Below are 17,172 nucleotides of genomic sequence, written 5' to 3'. Positions count from 1 at the left end.
ACTGTCAGCTATATGACACTTTTTATAGAATTATCTAAATGCCTATTTTATGGGATTTTATATACAATGCTATGAAGCATACTTATTTATATGTCTTTCAGAAATCATAGGATATGCTACGCTAATTCTTATCAAAAAGGTTAAAAATGGAGTCTAGTAGAATAAGAATAGATTCAATTAATCTTTCATCTATTCTTTCAAATGATGAATTTAAATCTATTCCGATTAAGAAATTTCATAAGGGAAATCTTGCTTATGACAATAAATCGCTGGTACTTTATGTATTTAAAAGTGGAAAAGCTAAAGCTATTATTTATGAAAATGACGAAGAATTTATCTTATATTATCTAATTAAAGACAATATCATTATCCCTGAAGAGTCATGTGTCATCGAATTTTTAGAGGAGAGTGAAGTCTATCTTATTGACGCAGAAAAATTCTCTCATTTTTTTAGAAATGAAAAATTCTCAACAGCTGTTATTGCTTCTTTGAAACAACGTGCCGTGATGGAAAGACGTATTATTAAAAACCTTGTTTTTAAAAGTTGTAAAAATAAATTAGCCTCTTTTTTACTGGAGGTTGCAGCGGCTCAAAACGGTAATAATATTGAAAATAATTCAAGCATTACATTGAAACTTTCCGTTAAAGAATTATCTGCATTTATTGGGTCCAAGAGACAGACCACATCTACGATTTTTAATGAATTCCTGAAAAAAAATATATTAGAAAAGAAAAATAGTACCTGCTACATTATCAAAAATCTACCAAAATTAAAGGAATGGACAACCGTATCATCGTAATAATATAAAACTAAATTGTTTATCAAATACTCTCAAATAAACTGGCAGTTTATATCAAATTCTTTTATTATCGACGTATTAAAGAGTAAATTTTTAAAAATACATCCCTATTTTTTTGCTTCACAAATAACAACTAACCGTATGATATGAAATTGGGTTATGCCTCTTTTTTTTAGCTTTATCTTCCGAAAAATGGTTTCCTTTCAACTTTTATAACGACTCACAAGAGATTAATGGGGTCAATGAAGGAATAAAATTTGCACAGTTATCGTTATATATATTATAATATAACGTTTAAAAGGAGGCGCCATGAAACATCTTACATGTAAACTTATTTTAGGAGCTATTTTTTCAATGTCTTTAAATGCCAACACCATCACCGATATGGCGGGAAGAGAAGTAATACTGCCTGAATCTATCCATAAAATCTATGCAACTTCACCTTATGGAAGTTACATACTGTACGCGATGGATCCCTCGATTATGGCAGGATGGGTCATTGCGGTACAAGAGAAAAACAAGCCCTTTCTTGCACCCAGTAGCAGAGACTTACCTGTCGTAGGTTCTATGAGTGGAGGGGCGCAAACCTCCAACATCGAAACACTCTTTGTGCAAAAGCCTGATCTACTGCTTATGTGGTCCACTTCGCAACTCAGTCCTTTGGGAAATATCAATCAAAAACTAGAGCAGTTTAATATCCCCTATGTTTATGCGGTAGCGGAATCCATGGAAGATTACCCCAAAGTCTTTCAATTTTTAGGACACCTCTTGCATCAAGAAAAACGCGGAGATATGCTTTCAAAACGTACGCAAAGTATTTTAGAGGATGTCAAAAAGGTTGTCAGTTCTATCCCCCAAGAGAAACGCCCTAAAGTCTACTACGCAGAAGGAAACGATGGACTCAGTACCGAATGCGATGACTCCATTCACGTTGAGATTTTAAAATTATTAGGCGATGTGAATGTCCATCGTTGTCATACATCCAATCACAAAGGGTTTGAAAAACTGACGATGGAGCAAGTCATTCTCTACAATCCTGATGTAATCATTACCCAAGAAGAAAATTTTTTAAATACCGTTCATACCCATCCCATGTGGAAAAACATCAAAGCCGTTCAAGAAAAACGCATCTATCTCATCCCTACAACACCGTTTAATTGGTTTGATCGACCACCCTCTTTTATGCGCTTTTTAGGGCTTCAATGGCTAGCAAATCTTTTGTATCCCACCGAGTATTCCATCGACATCCGTGAAGAAACTAAGAATTTTTACGCTCTTTTTATGGGCGTGACATTGGATGAAAACGCTTTACATGTAATCTTAGCACCACAATCTTTTAGTTATAAGGAGTAATATGTCTTCATCCCAGAAATGGCTTGGCTCTCTTAGCCTTGTCGTGGCCTCCCTTACGTTTCCATTGTCGCTCATCGGAGCTGATACCGTTTATGAACTTGATCCTATTAGTGCTACGGGCAATACTAGCAGTAATGGATCAACGCATGTTGTACGTGAGGAGTTGAATCCTACCAGTATAGTCAATCCTCATAAAGTAGAAAGTAGCGCCCAAGCGGGTGTTGAAATCTTTACGCAAGAAGATATTAAAGACCTTGCACCTAAAGATATGTTCGATCTTCTTGGTCATGCTACAGGTGTTGATGTTACCTATCAAGGTCGGAAAAGTCCCTATTTTGTGAATGTCAGGGGTGGCGGATCGCTGACGTATATCATTGATGGCGCTATTTTACCGTCTACCGCGAATAAAATGCTCCAAAAGCTCCCACTCAATGCGATTGAAGAGATTCAGATCGTCAGAGGTTCTTCATCGTTGACATTAGGACCTTCGATTAACATCGGTTCATCCACATCGGGGTCAGGGTTGAATGTGGGTTATATTATTATCAAAACCAAACAGCCAGAAAAAACAGAAGCGATTTTATCGGGTTCGCTTGAAAAAACAGAAGGAATCCCCGCAACCAATAAAGAGAGTCTTTATGTAGGCTCACGTATTACCAATGATGATTCAAGTGCATTTGTCGGAGGTATGTGGTCAGGTCTTGATCAACGAACCAATGACACATGGTTTGATGGGCAGACAGCCGATGTTAAAATGGCCAATACAGGATTTACCTATAAAAATTTGAGCGCAAAACTCTTAGCCTATAAAGATACAGGTACCTTCGATATGCAAAGAGGCGTGAGTGTTTTAGGGACATTAGATAATTCAAAATGGTACTATGATCCTATTACGACACAGATTGTCAGTGGGGATGCAACCCTACAATGGAATGAAAATCACGCAACGCTGGCTTCGATGTTTGGTACACGCTATGAGCATACCGAGTACAGTAATGAATCTTTTGGAGGAACGACTCCCTCAACAACCATCGGAAATCCAAAACCTTATTGGGAAAAAACAGATGGCTTTAGTTTACGTCACAATATGCGTTATGGCGACACAACGGTTATGTTGGGCGTGCAATCTACCGATAGTTCAGGATACGGCGCCAACAACAGTGCCAGTTATAACCGCTTTGATGTCAATGTCTTAGGTTGGGCGGGAACGGTTGAACAAAAATTGTTCAATGGGCAAGTAATTTTAGATGGTGGCTACAGACAAGATCAAAAACATATCGACTACTCAAGCACAAGTGCAACAAAGAACCCAGATAACGATACCGATATGGCACCTGCCAAAATTTATGCGCTAGGTGCAAAATGGCAAATGACCCCAACGTACAACATAAGCACACGATATTATCACGGCGATGAAGGAACGATGGGTGATTTTGACGTTAAATCCAAAACGGGTACTCTGCATGCCGAAACACAAGAACGCTTTGAAACCAGTTTGGAAGCAAATTACGATAAAGCCTTCAATCCTATGCTGACATGGTTTAGTGTTAAAACAGACAATGAAAAAGCGCAAGATACTTCCGCAACCAATACCTACATTCTGAACGGTCAAACCTACTACTACTATACCGAATCCGACACCAAACGCAACGGTTTAGAGCTTCTTCTTAAAGGGCAATTTTCAACGGGTACAAGTTATAAAGCCAGCTGGACACATCTTTTACAATATGATGCTATCGCCAGTAGCGGGGTAACAACCGACAACATTGGTAACAGCAATCCTGAAGATTTATACACCGTATTGCTGACACAAGAGTGGGATAAGTATCGAGCCAACCTCTCCGTTCAAAAAGAGAGTGGCTGGCATACTTCTACATCGGCAATGGGAACAGCGTATAATGTTGATTTAGGTAATTTTACGCGTGTTGATACCAACATTATGCGTGATTTTAAAACATCAGGAACAACGACAACGGTGACACTGTATGTGCGAAATCTTACTGATGAGCATTATGCAACACGTTACACAACGGGGTATTACTATGATCGTGGACGTGTTTTTGGTCTTGATGTGAGTATGAAATATTAAGAATTGGCGTCTTGCAAAATGAGTTTCACGAGAAGCAAAAGCACCAAAGGTGCGTGGGCATTCTGCCGAAGAAAACTCAGTGTTAACGTAGCTTTTAGAGCTTTGCTCTAAAAGCGTGTCAGGACGTCAAATAAAAAGGATAAAAAATGGATGTTGAACACTACGATGAACAGTCACGAACGGTCAAACGCCCTTTGTATGAATACTATGCCAACAAGATAAAAACATATACAAATGTCACAAACGGAAGGTGTCTGGATATTGGCTCATGTGGAGGGTATTTGGGGCTTGAACTTGCAAAAATAACCCGTTTACATGTAACCTTTTTTGATCTCTCACAAGAAGCACTGAATAAAGCTGCTTTACATCTCATTGAAGATGACTTAGAAGAGCAAGGTGCTATCCTTGTGGGTGATGTGCATGCTATTCCTTTGGAAGATGAGATGATGGATTTAATTATATCCAGAGGTTCTCTTCCTTTTTGGGAAGATCCTGCCTTAGCATTTAAAGAGATTTATAGGGTGCTCAAAAAAGGTGGCACAACGTTTGTTGGAGGTGGTAAAGGAACCTCTGAGATTAAAGAACAGATTGAAACAAATATGCGCAAAAGAGGTCAAGAAATTGATCGAGTAGCGATGGATAAAATGCATGGTGATGGTATGAAGCGGGATTATGATGCTCTTTTAAAAAGTGTAGGTATTGTGGATTATGTGATTCATCGCGCTGATGATGGCATTTGGATACAGATGCAAAAATAACTCCGTGTTTAAAAGAGCAAGTGAAGTGAAAAAGCGAGCATGCCTCTAAAAATACATGCTCGTACTTTATGCTAATTATCCACAATTTCCTCTATTTTTCAAAAATAGAATTTGTAATCTGTACGGTTGAAATAGAGTTCTTGGGTGAGCCATCAATGAGTTTATCCGAATACGTTAAATAAATCAGCGTATTGCGTTTTACATCATAAAATCGAACCACCTGCATATGTTTAAACAACAACGATGTCGACTCTCTAAAAACACGTTCTCCATCGCTCTTTTTGGATTGAATCTCTTGTGGTAACGTAATAATGCCTGTTTGCCTGCACGCGATAGAAGCGTCGGAAGTATCTTCAGCGATACCAAAAGTACCTTTTACCCCTCCCGTCTTTGCACGAGAAAGATGGCAGGAAACACCTGGTACTTTAGGGTCATCAAATGCTTCAATCACAATCTTATGATTAGCCCCTAAAAAAACAAAAGCTGTATCAACCGATCCGATCTCTTCAGCAAATGCTGATGAAACTAAACATACTAAAACAATTGCTGAGCCGTACAACTTTTTTGTGCTATCAAGCATAATCTTCTACTCCTGTGACATAACAATTTTAATTAATTCATTGAATAGATTATTATATCTCTTGTTCTTTAACAGATAATTTTATAGACATACAAGGCTTTAAGTTTCTCAGTGAGACAGTATAAGATAAAAATATTGTTGATAAATACAATAATATAAAAATTAATTTTTATAGATTTAAAGAATATGAAAATGACAAGTAAAGAACTCCAATGGTAAACCCTCTTAATAAAAAACTCTTAAAAGCCGTCATGTAATTTTCTAGAGACAGTAGGCACTAACGACTACTGTCCCATAAAGAAAATATTCAACAAGCAATGACTTAGAATTTGTAATTTGCTTTACGCCAGAAGTTATGCCCATTAGCATCTTTCCCCCAATCTTGATACGGGATATCTGTCTATAATTCTTTGAGCCGTAGATGAAGTGCAATTTTAGTCCTATATAATTCTTTTAAAAACCTAGAGTATGCAAAAATTTCAAAAATATATACCTAATTTCTACACTTCTCTTGACAATCCTAACCCCTTTAAGATTCTATATTAAACACACCTGGTTACATTTAGAATTTATAAGACACGTAAACTCGTACAATTTCTGTATTTTCCGTGAAAACATGTTCCGTCGCTACATGTTCATAATTGGCTTTTACTAAGAAATTTTTGTCATATGGATAGATCGCGATTACACCATATGCTTTTACGTCTCCCAATCCAGGATCGTTTGAAAAAGATTCTCCTGCATATGCTATGGTTGTTACGCTTGTGATAGGAACAATCAATCCTCCTACGACGGTATCCGTATTGGCTCTTGCCGCAACACCACCACCATTTACGGGCATTGCTGTAAACAGCGTATCGCTGGTTCCCGTTCCCGCACCGGTGTAAACAGCTCCATCATCCATACTTGAGGTATAAGCAGCGATGTATCCAAGCTTTCCAATACCAAGTCCACCTGTAGCTCTGAGTCCAAAGATTTGCCCAGCTTGTGCTCCCGAAGCTTTTGTTTTATCGGTCGAAGAGAGATATTGAGCAGAAAGGGTATGTCCTGCAAGCACATAATCTGCTTGGACATAAAAAGCATTTTTATCTTCAAAAGAACTCATCCCATTTTCATCAAGATATTGTGCTTGCAAGGTTACATTTTCAATAGACGTATTTTTGACATATACCGTATATGCGCCATCTTGAAAGGTATTAAATTCTCCAGATTTCCCCAATCCATCTGTTTTTGCTTGATATTTGGATAGGTATCCTGCAATGAATGTGGTACTTGGAAGATCCGTATTGGTTAAAACATAGCCCTCAAAAGAATCTTTTAAAATGCTTTCGGAAGATTTACCATCTAACGCGGAACTGACCAATGGTGTATAGATATATTGTCTACCTACTTTTAAAGAGGTATTCGAAATTTTATAATCTAAATAGGCTTCAGATAAGACTGACCCTTGTGTATCTAAATCATCTTGAAAGACAGCACCTGCGGTATCAGAATTGGCTAAATGAGAGGTTTGAAAAGTGATCCCCGCTTTAAGTCCATAAAAATCACTTGTTATAAAATTTAAACTTCCTCCATATGCACTGATATCATCCGAATGTGTTTTTCCAATAAAATTTGAATCGGAATATTCAGCTTTAATTTCACCCGTTAGTTTACCTTCTTTAAATGCATCCGCAAGTGTGTCTGCGGCAAAAGCATGCATCGAAAAGTACCCTATCATCATTGTTGCCAAAGAGAGTTGGGTTAATTTCATTATTGTCTCCTTTAGGTTTTTGAACACAGAGAGTTGGCAAGGTGGCGCTTCACACGATTGAGGCATTGTTCATGCAACCGTAGTGAAGTGCCTATAAAGATCGTTATTAATAAATACCAGACTTGCCTGGAGATAAAATACCTTTAGGATCAAGTGCCCGCTTGATCTTTTGGAAAACATTATGAATATCTTTACCGTATGTTTCAGCTACAAGATCCATAAATCCGCTACTGGTCCGATAGACGCCATACCCTTGTTTTGCAAATTCATGTACCAATTCAGCATAACAATCATGTGCTTTTTTCAATTGGTCTGGATCATTTCGATCATAGAGCAAGTCAATAATATGGTGCATATCTCGCCATCCAACAATAAATTCAGCTACATAGTCGAACCCATATTTGTTCATGATTTTTTTAGCCAATGCTTGTTGGTTAAGTGTATGTTTACCTTCCGCAGGAGAAACAGGTGCAAACCACATACTTCCTCCGCCCCCTCTCCAGTTGTAAAGACCAAACTCTTGAAGTGTCATATGGCCTTTCATTAAGTCTGAACGGTATTTGAAGACAGGGTCATGACCCATCTCTTTTTCGGTCAAGAATTTAGCATTTTTAAATTTAGCCAGCGTTGCTTTGATAATTTGCCAGTTTAACTCATTGGCTTCTTCCGTACCATATAAGGCAGCATAGACATTCCATGTACCCATACCGGTATCTTTTTTAATTTTTTCGATCTCTTCATCGGTAATAGATCTATTGCCTTTTACATAATCTGAACGGTTAACGACACCTGCCGCTTCGTAAAGTGTGCTTGCAATCGTAAAAGCATTTGGAATAATATTAGCGATACGAAGAGGTCTGAGTGACTCAACAATCTCGACAACATCTTCGACTTTGTCAAATGTAATACAAAATGGTTTGAACGCAGGTGGCTCTGGCATTAACCAAATACCCATTTTGGTACAAATACCGTAGTTGCTTTGGGTAAAGATACCATCAAGAGATGGTCCGTATCCCCATTTAAAGACGGCCCAGCTTGTCGAATTTTCAATGCCGCCCATACCTGTCTTAAAAGATGTTCCATCGGCTAAAACGATCTCCATACCGCATTGCATCATAAAGTGTTCGCCATAAGGCGTGTATCCAACACCACGATCCATTGTGTTGCCAACAGGACTGGCTATCGCACTTGGTGCAGGGCAAGAGAGCCATAATTTGTATCCTTTTTCTTTGATATAGTCAAAGAGTTGTTGGTACGTAACACCTGGTTCAAGAATGGCATAGCACAAGTCAGGATTGACTTCAATAATTTTATTCATTTTATGAAGATCAAGGATAACTGAGCCTTTTTGTGCAGGAGCTGCCGTACCATAACCCATGTTTTTGCCCGTAGAAAATGTCCAAAGTGGAATTACATATTTATTACAGACTTTGACAATTTCAACCACTTCTTTTTTGGTTGATGGTTGTAGTGCAAGCGAAGGCATATGATCTTTAATATCAACGGCCATCATAATTTTACTGTAGGGGACCATCTCCTCTGCACCGATCAGTACATTGTCAGCTCCCAAAATTTTTACAAATTCTTTAATGGCTTTATTCATGGTTTCTTCTGAAACATTTTTAGGTAATGCCGTAAGTTTACTCATAGTTAATCCTCCTTTTAAGCGTTTAATATAAAAGATACAAAAGCGTTTTTATCGGTGTGATTCGATACAAAACTCATTTGCTTAGCATCCGTTAGCGTCGTATTTAATCCAAGCGCATGGTATGATGAAAGTACCATTCCATAGTGATTTGTATTCACGTCTACAAACTGATCAAATGCTTTTTTAACAGACAATGTTAAGAATGAATTTTCTGTATGACGCGTTCCCATATCTGCAGGCGTATGTGTCGTTTCCGAGATAAATTTTGCACCATTCAATGCTGCTATATGATGTAAAAGCATATAATCACTTTGCTCCAATAGCCCACAGATCAATGCCCCTTTATTTTTTTCCATGACTTCAGAAAAGGTCGTTAAATTTTGCAATTTATCAGAACCAAGGACCACAAGATCGTCTGTTTTGGTGCTATGACCTTGTGATAATGCGTTGATATATCCAGTTTCTCCAGCCGTTTTGGAGACAAAAGCAATCTTTTTTTGACTACTAGAATCACTGATAAATCCTTCTGCGGATAGTGGAGCGCATACAGCGGCTACGGCAGCGACAGATCCTTTAAGAAAAGCTCTTCGAATCATCATACTCTCCTTATTTTTCAGTAAAAGTGATTGTACCATTGGCCAATTTGGTTGCTAAATCTTTCAATGTGGCGTCATCAATTTCTGATTTTCTAAATGCAGGCATCGCATTGCTTCCACTTCTTACTGTTTGCATAATACTGTCTCTTCTTGCCTCAATACCTGCCTTGTCATCCATTTTCATATAAATAGATTTTGGCGCAATATTGATCGTATGACAATAAGCACAAACCTTTTGATAGGCATCTTCTCCATTTGCAAATTTATAATTTTGACCCAGTTCCACCGCAAAGATGGATGATGTAGCAAATATGAGCCCAAGAGCAAACTTTTCCATTCAAACCTCCCTAAATTATTTTCTTGAAAGTAAATATAAAATAAAAAAATCACAAAAAAATCGCAAAATCATTTTTGACACATTATAAGAGTGAATTTGATCATTATGTGATTTACATAAGGTAATATGTTACGACTTTGGTGTACAATCTAAATAAAAATGGAGAAAATTATTGTTAGATTGGGTTACATATTTATTGTTTAAAATGTCTAATTCAAATCGCATTAAGATCCAAGCCATAGGATTTGCTATTGTAGGAATTCTCGGTGTTGCCGTTGTTGATCGAGTTTCAATGAGTTTCATGACTATAGAAAATCATGGATTCTTTGGAATCCCTTTTTGTATCGGGGTCACCTTTTTTATCGTCAGTGCAACGATTTTATACTTATTACTGAGGCGGACTGCTCAAGTAGCCGAAGAGGCATTAAATAAGCTCTCTTGTCATCAGCGCCAAGAAAAAGAAAATCTTCAACTTTTTAACTTCGCGCTGGACAAAAGTGCTGACGCGATTTATTGGTTTACCTTCGATACGCAGTTTTTCTATGTCAATGATGCCGCTTGTAAAATGCTAGGGTATACGAAACAAGAATTACTCAGTATGAAACTGAGCGATATTGATAGAGACTACAAAAAAAATACTCCCGATTTTTTAATGCACATTAGGCAAAAGCAATATGTCTGTTTCGAGAGTCAGCAGACGCGTCATGATGGAAGTACGTTTCCCGCTTCTATTTCGGCGAGTTATTTTTGCGATGCTTCCAAAGAGTTTATTTGTGCTTTTGGTCGCGATATTACGGAAGAAAAAGAGAAACGAAAACTGATCATCAATCAAAACAAAGCCCTTAAAAATTCACTTCAAGATAAAGAAGTTTTAATTAAAGAGATTCATCATCGGGTTAAAAACAATTTAGAAGTCATCTCTTCACTTCTTCAAATGCAAAATCGACGAGAACCCAATGAAGAGGTTAAAGAAGCTCTTTCTAAGAGCCAAAGCCGTATCTATGCAATCGCTCTTGTGCATGAAATGCTTTATAAAAACAGTAATTCATCTAATATCAATATGAAGTCGCATCTTGAAAAATTATCGTCTGCTATGATAGATCTCTATGCGCAAAACAAAAATATATCTGTCAATCTCAATACGGATAGTATTTTTTTAACCATGGATGATGCTGTGTTAGTTGCTTTAATTATTCATGAACTTTTTTTAAATGCAATCAAGCATGCTTTTGTTGGGTTAGAGAGCGGGATTATTGATATTTTTATCAAAAATAATCACAATGGAACGGTTGTATTTGGGGTAAAAGACAATGGTATTGGGATGGATTCCACCAAAGCAGATACGAACAACTCACTTGGATGCCAATTAATCCATACCATTACGGAATATCAATTAAATGGCACCATAGAAACAGATTCTAATCATGGATATTGCACTTCAATCACATTTAAGCCCAAGAAAAGTGAAAATCAATGAACGCAAAAATTTTAATCGTTGAAGATGAAAGCATCATTGCTTTAAATATCAAAGAGATACTCATGAGCTTTGGCTACACGGTCGTTGGCATCGCTGCCAACAGTGAAAAAGCGTTCCATCTGGTTGAGACTAAAAAACCTGATTTGATCCTGATGGATATTACGCTTCAAGATAGAGAAGATGGCATCGTGCTTGCCGAAAAAATATCGGAACGTATTTCTGTACCGATTGTATTTTTAACCGCCAACGATAAAAACCAAACAATCGATAAGGCGATTACTGTTAAACCTTATGGCTATATTCTAAAACCTTTTAAAGATGTTGAGCTCAAAACAACGATTGAAATTGCATTGAAAACCTTTAGTGAGAATAAAACATTGACGGGAAAACTCAATGAAATAAACAGTGAAATTACATCACTTCAGAGTAAATTTTCTTTGGAAATAAAATCAAAAATGCGTTTTGTGAAACTAAAACATGGCTATATTTTTGATAATAATGAAGCAACACTCTTGCTTGCAGGTAAAGAGATTCTTTTAAACCATAAAGAAAAAAAATTGATTCAGTTGCTTGTGTGACATATAGGTGAAATTGTCAGTGTCGCACAAATAGAAGATTATGTTTGGGACGGAGAATTAGTAGGAGAAGGATCATTGCGATCTTTGATGTTTCGCATTCGACAAAAACTTCCCAAAGATTTTCTAATATGTTATTCAAAAGTAGGATACAAAATTATAGCCTATTAGCAACATTCTTGCCGAAATATCAATAAAATAATTGAACTGTACCCATTTTTTAACATGCTGATGATGAGAAAATATATCATCGTAAGCCTATATGAGTGAATATACATATGGAGATAACCCCACAAAGGGGTTATCAATTAAAATGGATAATGTCTGTTTCCTATCGCTTCGACAGTGACCCATTTGAGTTCAGTCATCTCTTCGATGGCGAAGTGACCTCCCTCACGTCCCATGCCACTCTCTTTCACTCCACCGAATGGAATATGAGCTTCATCTTGAATGGTCGGTCCGTTGATATGTACCATTCCCGATTCTATCTCTTCAGAGAGTCTTAGCGCCGCACTTAAATTATCGGTGATGATGGAAGAGCTGAGTCCGTAGGTACTGTTATTGGCAAGTTCAATAATATGATCCAAATTGCGTGCTTTGATAAGAGCTACCGCTGGACCAAAGACTTCTTCATGAAAAATAACCATCTCTGCCGTAACATTGGAAACAACAGTTGGTTTGTAGAAACAGCCTTCATGCTCGCGTCCAGAAAGGAGATTGGCTCCTTTTGCTACCGCATCATCGATCAATCCATCAATATATTTACAGTGCGCTTCTTCGATCAATGGTCCGATAATAGTCGATGGATCTTCAGGATTGCCGACTTTGAGTGTTTTCACTTTAGCCACAAATTTTTCACAAAATTCATCATAAATATTTTCTTCAATGATGATGCGCGATCCTGCCATACAAATTTGTCCTTGATGCAGGAAAATACTAAATGTGGAAGTATCGACAGCATAATCAACATTTGCGTCTCCGAGTACAATGGTTGGAGATTTACCGCCAAGTTCAACTGTGCATTTTTTTAAATTCATAGCTGCTGAAGCTGCGACTAATTTACCAACACGTGTAGAACCAGTCAATGTAATCATCGAAATACGAGGATCCGTTTGAAATATTTCCCCTAAATCACTGCTAGAACAAGGGATAATGTTTAATACGCCATCGGGTAATCCCGCTTCTTTAAAGATTTCACCAAATATAAGACCACAGATCGGAGTATGGCTCGAAGGTTTCAAGACAAACGCATTACCCGCCGCAATAGCCATGGCAAATTTTTTGGTGCTTAAAATCATCGGAGCATTAAAGGGAGATATGCCGGCAATAACGCCAAGAGGACGACGTGTGCTGTAAGAGAGGACGCCAGGATCATTTGAGGTGAATGTTTGACCAAATACACGTCGTGCTTCACCCGCTGCTACGCGTAGAATGTCCGCAACAAGACCGATTTCAAACATCGCTTTGGCAAAAACCGAACCGCTCTCTTTCATCAAAATGGTTCGAATCTCATCCGTACGGCTTTCAAAAATGTCGACTGCTTTTAATAAAACGGCTTCTTTCTCGCGTGGTGTTGTTTTTGCCCAAAGCTTTGATGCAGCGTGTGCGCAGCTAATTGCTTCTTCGATATCTTCTGCATTTGCTAAATGAATTTTGGCAAATACCTCACCCGTCGCAGGATTGATATCATCGATCACTTTTCGTGTTGATGATGTACTATTTTTACCATTAATAAAAGGCATGTACTCTTTCATAATTGATTCTCCATCTGTGAAATTTATTGAGATTATCATAAACCAAAAAAATCGCGAAAAACTCGCAATGTTCTTAAATTTCAATTGATCTGTCAACAGTTTATGATGCACAGAAAAGAAAATGTCTAAGTGTCAGACAAAATGCGGTTTTAGCCATATAAAATTCTTTTAAAAGCCTCAAACAAGAGCTTATCTTGAAAATATATGCCCATTCTTACTGTTCACTTGAGAGCACATCCTCATACCTTACGTCACACTCGTGCCATTTGCCTTTTAGATTCAGGCACAAATATCGTTTTGGTTAGCAAACCCCTTGCTCATAGAATAAAGAGCACTTTAATCTATTTGTAATATTCCAATCAAGAATTGAATAAAGCGCTAAAGCATGTAAATGCACGATTGTATTAAACAAATAATTTTTATTAAATCATTATTTTATGATTTAAATAACAGTATTATCTATTTATATCATTATTTTGTGATATAATTTATTCATCTTATTTCAAAGGGTTGAAATGGCATATACACTCTTAACGGACGATGAGATTGTCCATGATTTGGGAAAGAAGCTCGATACGCTTCGTCGTACGAAAGAAGTTCCCATTAGTGAGCTTTTAGAAAAAAGTGGTACCAACCATAATACGTATGATCGGTTTATCAATGCTAAAAGTGGCATTAGCCTCAAAAATTTCATTCGTCTTTTGCGAGGTATTGGGGCACTAGATAAGCTCGAAACACTTTTGGATATTTCTCACACCTATAGCCCTTTGCAAGAGCAGAGTACTCCTAAAAAACGCATACGCAAAAAACCTGCTTCTAACACAACTTTTACGTGGGGAGAAGATCAATGAGTAGACGTGTTGAAGTTAAATTATGGGGCACGACCATTGGTTATTTAGGATACGCTCCAGGGCAAACAGAGATAGCTACATTTGAGTACACAGAAGCGTTTATACGCTCAATGATTTATCCCTCTCCTTTAAGGATGCATTATCCGCCCAGTCGCTTTAGTTTCCCAGACATTAGTCTTCGAACCTTTAAAGGTATCGCGGGGATTTTTGCTGATTCATTACCTGATAAATATGGTAATCAGCTGATTGATATTTTCATGGCTGAGAAGAAAATAGCACCCGAATCTATCACGACTTTGGATCGTCTTTTATATGTGGGAACACGAGGCATGGGAGCATTGGAGTATCGTCCATCAGAATTTGATGATACGCCACAAGAATCCAACACGGTGTTAGATGTGCATCTTCTCTCAGAACTTGCGCAACTGGTCCTATCGAACAAAGAGAGTTTACATGTAAACCTTCAAAAGGCGCACACTAAAAAAGATGCGCTCAATCTGATTCGTGTGGGTTCCAGTGCAGGAGGCGCACGGGCTAAAGCGTTGGTGGCACGAGATAAAAAAGGGGATTTTTACGATGGAACCATTGATCATGGATCTTTGCATTCCTACTGGCTTTTAAAATTTGATTCGGCCCAAAACAGCGATAGAGATGCTAAAGATCCTAAAGGTATGCCAAAAGTGGAGTACATTTACGCTCAATTAGCTAAAAAATGCGGTATTGATATGCCAAATGTAGATTATATTGAGGACGGCGAAGATTTTCATTTCTTAATAAAACGTTTTGATCGAGATACAAGCACCTCAAAACTTCAAAAAGTTCACTATGCTTCTTGGAGCGGGCTTGCTCATGCCGATAGAGATGCTACGGGAACGTACTCATATGAACAGCTTGTTTTAATGACAAGGCAACTAGGCTTAGGTCAAGATGCTATCACAGAGTTGTATCGAAGAGCACTTTTTAATATCATTGGTCGCAATCAAGACGATCACACGAAGAACTTTGGTTTTTTAATGGATAAAACAGGTACATGGAAACTTGCTCCGGCCTTTGATATGACTTACGCGTATGATCCAACTGGTAAATGGACGAGAAGCCATCAAATCAAGCTATCCGGCAAACAGGAAGATTTTCTTCGTGAAGATTTGATCCAATTTGGTGCTTATTGTAATCTCAATGCCAAAAAAGCACAATCGATTCTTGATGAAGTGGTTAGTGCTTTTCAAACCTTTGAAGATCAAGCTAAAACGTTAGAAGTTGCACCACAGTTGAGAAAAACCATTTGCCAAGCCTTGCGGTTGAAATGGTGATTTCAGAGTCGAATGACCCTTAAAAGTGATTTGATACTATGCTCTTTTCAAGAAGGATTCTAGGAGATGCAAATACTGTCAGACGAAGTGTTAAAATGTGCAAATATTTTTTAAACTATGTCCATCATTTAGACTTCCAACCAAACTATATATACCCAAAAGTGCACTTCGTTTGACAACTGTACACTAATATTATTTAGCTCAAGTTTTTACCAAATATAAAATACAACCAATTGTGTACAAAGCCAGGAAAGTCAGGATCAAGTCGAACCATAAAATAATTGTCCTGAAATTTATCGTTATTTGTAATATCTTCATCAAAATACAAAGTTTTTGAATCAAACATTTTAATTATGTTTTGATAATAATTTTCTTGCGTATTTAATAACAGTTTTTCTTTTATTGAAACTAACTGATTATCCTTATATTGTTCCATTTGTAAGATATAAGTGTCAAAATCAAAAGAGAGCTTATATTCAGATTCTATAAAAAGATTATCATCATTAATTTCGTGATCAAAGGCAATGATCAGTTTATAAAAGCTTTGTTTAAAACGCGTAAATTTTTCTTGAACTAACTCTCCTGCAATCACATGTATGTCAATATCGATTGTAGGATTCGCACATTCTGGACAATAATCTCGATCTTTATAGATGAGCTTTTCTTTATAACCACAAGAGCATATTAAATTGGACATTCCCATACAACATTTATTGATTTTTAATTGAGGCAGATCATGTTGAAGGATTAAGATTTTTTGAGCCATAAAGTTCTCGATAATGAAAGATGATTACAGTATAAATTCGGGAAAAGTATACAACATCCCATCTTGATAAATTCCAAAAATATTAAGCTTCTAAAAAATTTGATTAGAAATTATCACTTTTTACAATCTATCTTTTGGAGAGGCTTATTTGTGATATAATATTTTCTCAGTGTACAATATATGCAAAGTCACTCTCATTATCATTGTTGTAATTTGTTTAAGTAAGGAATTAAAATGCCTATAGCAACACTATATACCTTCAGATTAAAATGTCAAAATTGTCAATTTACATCAGTACATCAAGGAACTGGGGACGTAATAGTGTCGTATAAATGTCCTTCATGCAATAGTGACATGGTTCATACTGAGTCTGAATTTTTAGATTTTATTAACCCTATAGAAAGAGCAAAAGGTGCATATACAACAATATACAATGTAATACAGTATTTTAAAAAAAATTAAAATACTATTCTGCGATAGTCGTTAGAATTTTGTTGTATAGAAATTGTATCATGCAAATTCTCT

15 protein-coding genes are annotated in these 17,172 nt (G+C 37.1%); 8 read left to right on the top strand and 7 right to left on the bottom strand.

The genetic code is table 11. From position 1 onward, the window contains the following. The first annotated feature begins 146 nt into the window (after positions 1–146). From SJPD1_RS05095 to SJPD1_RS05080, 4 genes are all read left to right on the top strand, one after another. Positions 147–800 carry a Crp/Fnr family transcriptional regulator gene (locus SJPD1_RS05095; RefSeq protein ID WP_088437273.1) on the top strand — a complete coding sequence of 218 codons (654 nt, stop codon included), beginning with the start codon at positions 147–149 and terminating at the stop codon, positions 798–800. Between the two features lie 309 nt (positions 801–1,109). Beyond that, entirely contained in the window at positions 1,110–2,153 is a 1,044-nt protein-coding gene (locus SJPD1_RS05090; RefSeq protein ID WP_226372250.1) for an ABC transporter substrate-binding protein, read from the top strand. Position 2,154: 1 nt separating this feature from the next. After that, entirely contained in the window at positions 2,155–4,242 is a 2,088-nt protein-coding gene (locus SJPD1_RS05085) for a TonB-dependent receptor plug domain-containing protein (RefSeq protein WP_096046264.1), read from the top strand. A gap of 146 nt (positions 4,243–4,388) precedes the next feature. Next, positions 4,389–5,000, top strand: a complete 612-nt coding sequence (locus tag SJPD1_RS05080) for a class I SAM-dependent methyltransferase (RefSeq protein WP_096046263.1) — start codon at positions 4,389–4,391, stop codon at positions 4,998–5,000. A gap of 91 nt (positions 5,001–5,091) precedes the next feature. Here the strand turns inward: SJPD1_RS05080 and SJPD1_RS05075 are convergent, their stop codons facing one another. The 5 genes from SJPD1_RS05075 to SJPD1_RS05055 all read right to left on the bottom strand — a co-directional run bounded on the left by SJPD1_RS05075 (position 5,092) and on the right by SJPD1_RS05055 (position 9,914). Further along, positions 5,092–5,580, bottom strand: a complete 489-nt coding sequence (locus SJPD1_RS05075; protein WP_096046262.1) for a CreA family protein — start codon at positions 5,578–5,580, stop codon at positions 5,092–5,094. A 562-nt stretch (positions 5,581–6,142) separates the two neighbouring features. After that, complete coding sequence (locus tag SJPD1_RS05070; protein ID WP_096046261.1) at positions 6,143–7,333, bottom strand: hypothetical protein; 1,191 nt, start codon at positions 7,331–7,333, stop codon at positions 6,143–6,145. Between the two features lie 106 nt (positions 7,334–7,439). Further along, on the bottom strand, positions 7,440–8,981 hold the full coding sequence (locus tag SJPD1_RS05065; protein ID WP_096046260.1) for an FAD-binding oxidoreductase: 1,542 nt from the start codon (positions 8,979–8,981) through the stop codon (positions 7,440–7,442). A 14-nt stretch (positions 8,982–8,995) separates the two neighbouring features. Beyond that, on the bottom strand, positions 8,996–9,577 hold the full coding sequence (locus SJPD1_RS05060; RefSeq protein WP_096046259.1) for a hypothetical protein: 582 nt from the start codon (positions 9,575–9,577) through the stop codon (positions 8,996–8,998). 10 nt (positions 9,578–9,587) lie between these two features. Beyond that, positions 9,588–9,914, bottom strand: a complete 327-nt coding sequence (locus SJPD1_RS05055; protein ID WP_096046258.1) for a c-type cytochrome — start codon at positions 9,912–9,914, stop codon at positions 9,588–9,590. A 172-nt stretch (positions 9,915–10,086) separates the two neighbouring features. On the opposite strand from SJPD1_RS05055, the gene SJPD1_RS05050 reads away from it, so the two are divergent. Further along, positions 10,087–11,391 (top strand): sensor histidine kinase, encoded by a 1,305-nt coding sequence (locus SJPD1_RS05050; RefSeq protein WP_096046257.1) that lies wholly within the window; start codon positions 10,087–10,089, stop codon positions 11,389–11,391. After that, a complete protein-coding gene (locus SJPD1_RS05045; protein ID WP_096046256.1) occupies positions 11,388–11,969 on the top strand; it encodes a response regulator in 582 nt (193 codons plus the stop codon). Before SJPD1_RS05050 ends, SJPD1_RS05045 begins: the two co-directional genes overlap by 4 nt. Before the next feature lie 305 nt (positions 11,970–12,274). Here the strand turns inward: SJPD1_RS05045 and SJPD1_RS05035 are convergent, their stop codons facing one another. Next, positions 12,275–13,720: an aldehyde dehydrogenase family protein gene (locus SJPD1_RS05035; protein ID WP_096046254.1), complete on the bottom strand. Its 1,446-nt coding sequence runs from the start codon at positions 13,718–13,720 to the stop codon at positions 12,275–12,277. 515 nt (positions 13,721–14,235) lie between these two features. On the opposite strand from SJPD1_RS05035, the gene SJPD1_RS05030 reads away from it, so the two are divergent. Both SJPD1_RS05030 and SJPD1_RS05025 read left to right on the top strand, forming a co-directional pair. Further along, positions 14,236–14,571, top strand: a complete 336-nt coding sequence (locus SJPD1_RS05030) for a transcriptional regulator, XRE family protein (protein ID WP_096046253.1) — start codon at positions 14,236–14,238, stop codon at positions 14,569–14,571. After that, positions 14,568–15,881: a type II toxin-antitoxin system HipA family toxin gene (locus SJPD1_RS05025; RefSeq protein WP_096046252.1), complete on the top strand. Its 1,314-nt coding sequence runs from the start codon at positions 14,568–14,570 to the stop codon at positions 15,879–15,881. The genes SJPD1_RS05030 and SJPD1_RS05025 overlap by 4 nt, the downstream gene beginning before the upstream one ends. Positions 15,882–16,077: 196 nt before the next feature. Here SJPD1_RS05025 and SJPD1_RS05020 read toward each other — a convergent pair whose 3' ends face one another. Further along, entirely contained in the window at positions 16,078–16,647 is a 570-nt protein-coding gene (locus tag SJPD1_RS05020) for a hypothetical protein (RefSeq protein ID WP_096046251.1), read from the bottom strand. Positions 16,648–17,172 lie beyond the last annotated feature (525 nt).

The organism is Sulfurospirillum diekertiae (genome assembly GCF_002309535.1).
GTDB classification, from domain to species: Bacteria; Campylobacterota; Campylobacteria; order Campylobacterales; family Sulfurospirillaceae; genus Sulfurospirillum; species Sulfurospirillum diekertiae.
This window is presented reverse-complemented; position numbering and strand designations above follow the sequence as displayed.

Coding starts and splice junctions, on each gene's coding strand:
- SJPD1_RS05020 (WP_096046251.1), bottom strand. CDS start 16,647: ATGGCTCAAAAAATCTTAATCCTTCAACATGATCTGCCTCAATTAAAA.
- SJPD1_RS05095 (WP_088437273.1), top strand. CDS start 147: ATGGAGTCTAGTAGAATAAGAATAGATTCAATTAATCTTTCATCTATT.
- SJPD1_RS05090 (WP_226372250.1), top strand. CDS start 1,110: ATGAAACATCTTACATGTAAACTTATTTTAGGAGCTATTTTTTCAATG.
- SJPD1_RS05030 (WP_096046253.1), top strand. CDS start 14,236: ATGGCATATACACTCTTAACGGACGATGAGATTGTCCATGATTTGGGA.
- SJPD1_RS05045 (WP_096046256.1), top strand. CDS start 11,388: ATGAACGCAAAAATTTTAATCGTTGAAGATGAAAGCATCATTGCTTTA.
- SJPD1_RS05060 (WP_096046259.1), bottom strand. CDS start 9,577: ATGATTCGAAGAGCTTTTCTTAAAGGATCTGTCGCTGCCGTAGCCGCT.
- SJPD1_RS05080 (WP_096046263.1), top strand. CDS start 4,389: ATGGATGTTGAACACTACGATGAACAGTCACGAACGGTCAAACGCCCT.
- SJPD1_RS05070 (WP_096046261.1), bottom strand. CDS start 7,333: ATGAAATTAACCCAACTCTCTTTGGCAACAATGATGATAGGGTACTTT.
- SJPD1_RS05065 (WP_096046260.1), bottom strand. CDS start 8,981: ATGAGTAAACTTACGGCATTACCTAAAAATGTTTCAGAAGAAACCATG.
- SJPD1_RS05025 (WP_096046252.1), top strand. CDS start 14,568: ATGAGTAGACGTGTTGAAGTTAAATTATGGGGCACGACCATTGGTTAT.
- SJPD1_RS05055 (WP_096046258.1), bottom strand. CDS start 9,914: ATGGAAAAGTTTGCTCTTGGGCTCATATTTGCTACATCATCCATCTTT.
- SJPD1_RS05085 (WP_096046264.1), top strand. CDS start 2,155: ATGTCTTCATCCCAGAAATGGCTTGGCTCTCTTAGCCTTGTCGTGGCC.
- SJPD1_RS05075 (WP_096046262.1), bottom strand. CDS start 5,580: ATGCTTGATAGCACAAAAAAGTTGTACGGCTCAGCAATTGTTTTAGTA.
- SJPD1_RS05035 (WP_096046254.1), bottom strand. CDS start 13,720: ATGAAAGAGTACATGCCTTTTATTAATGGTAAAAATAGTACATCATCA.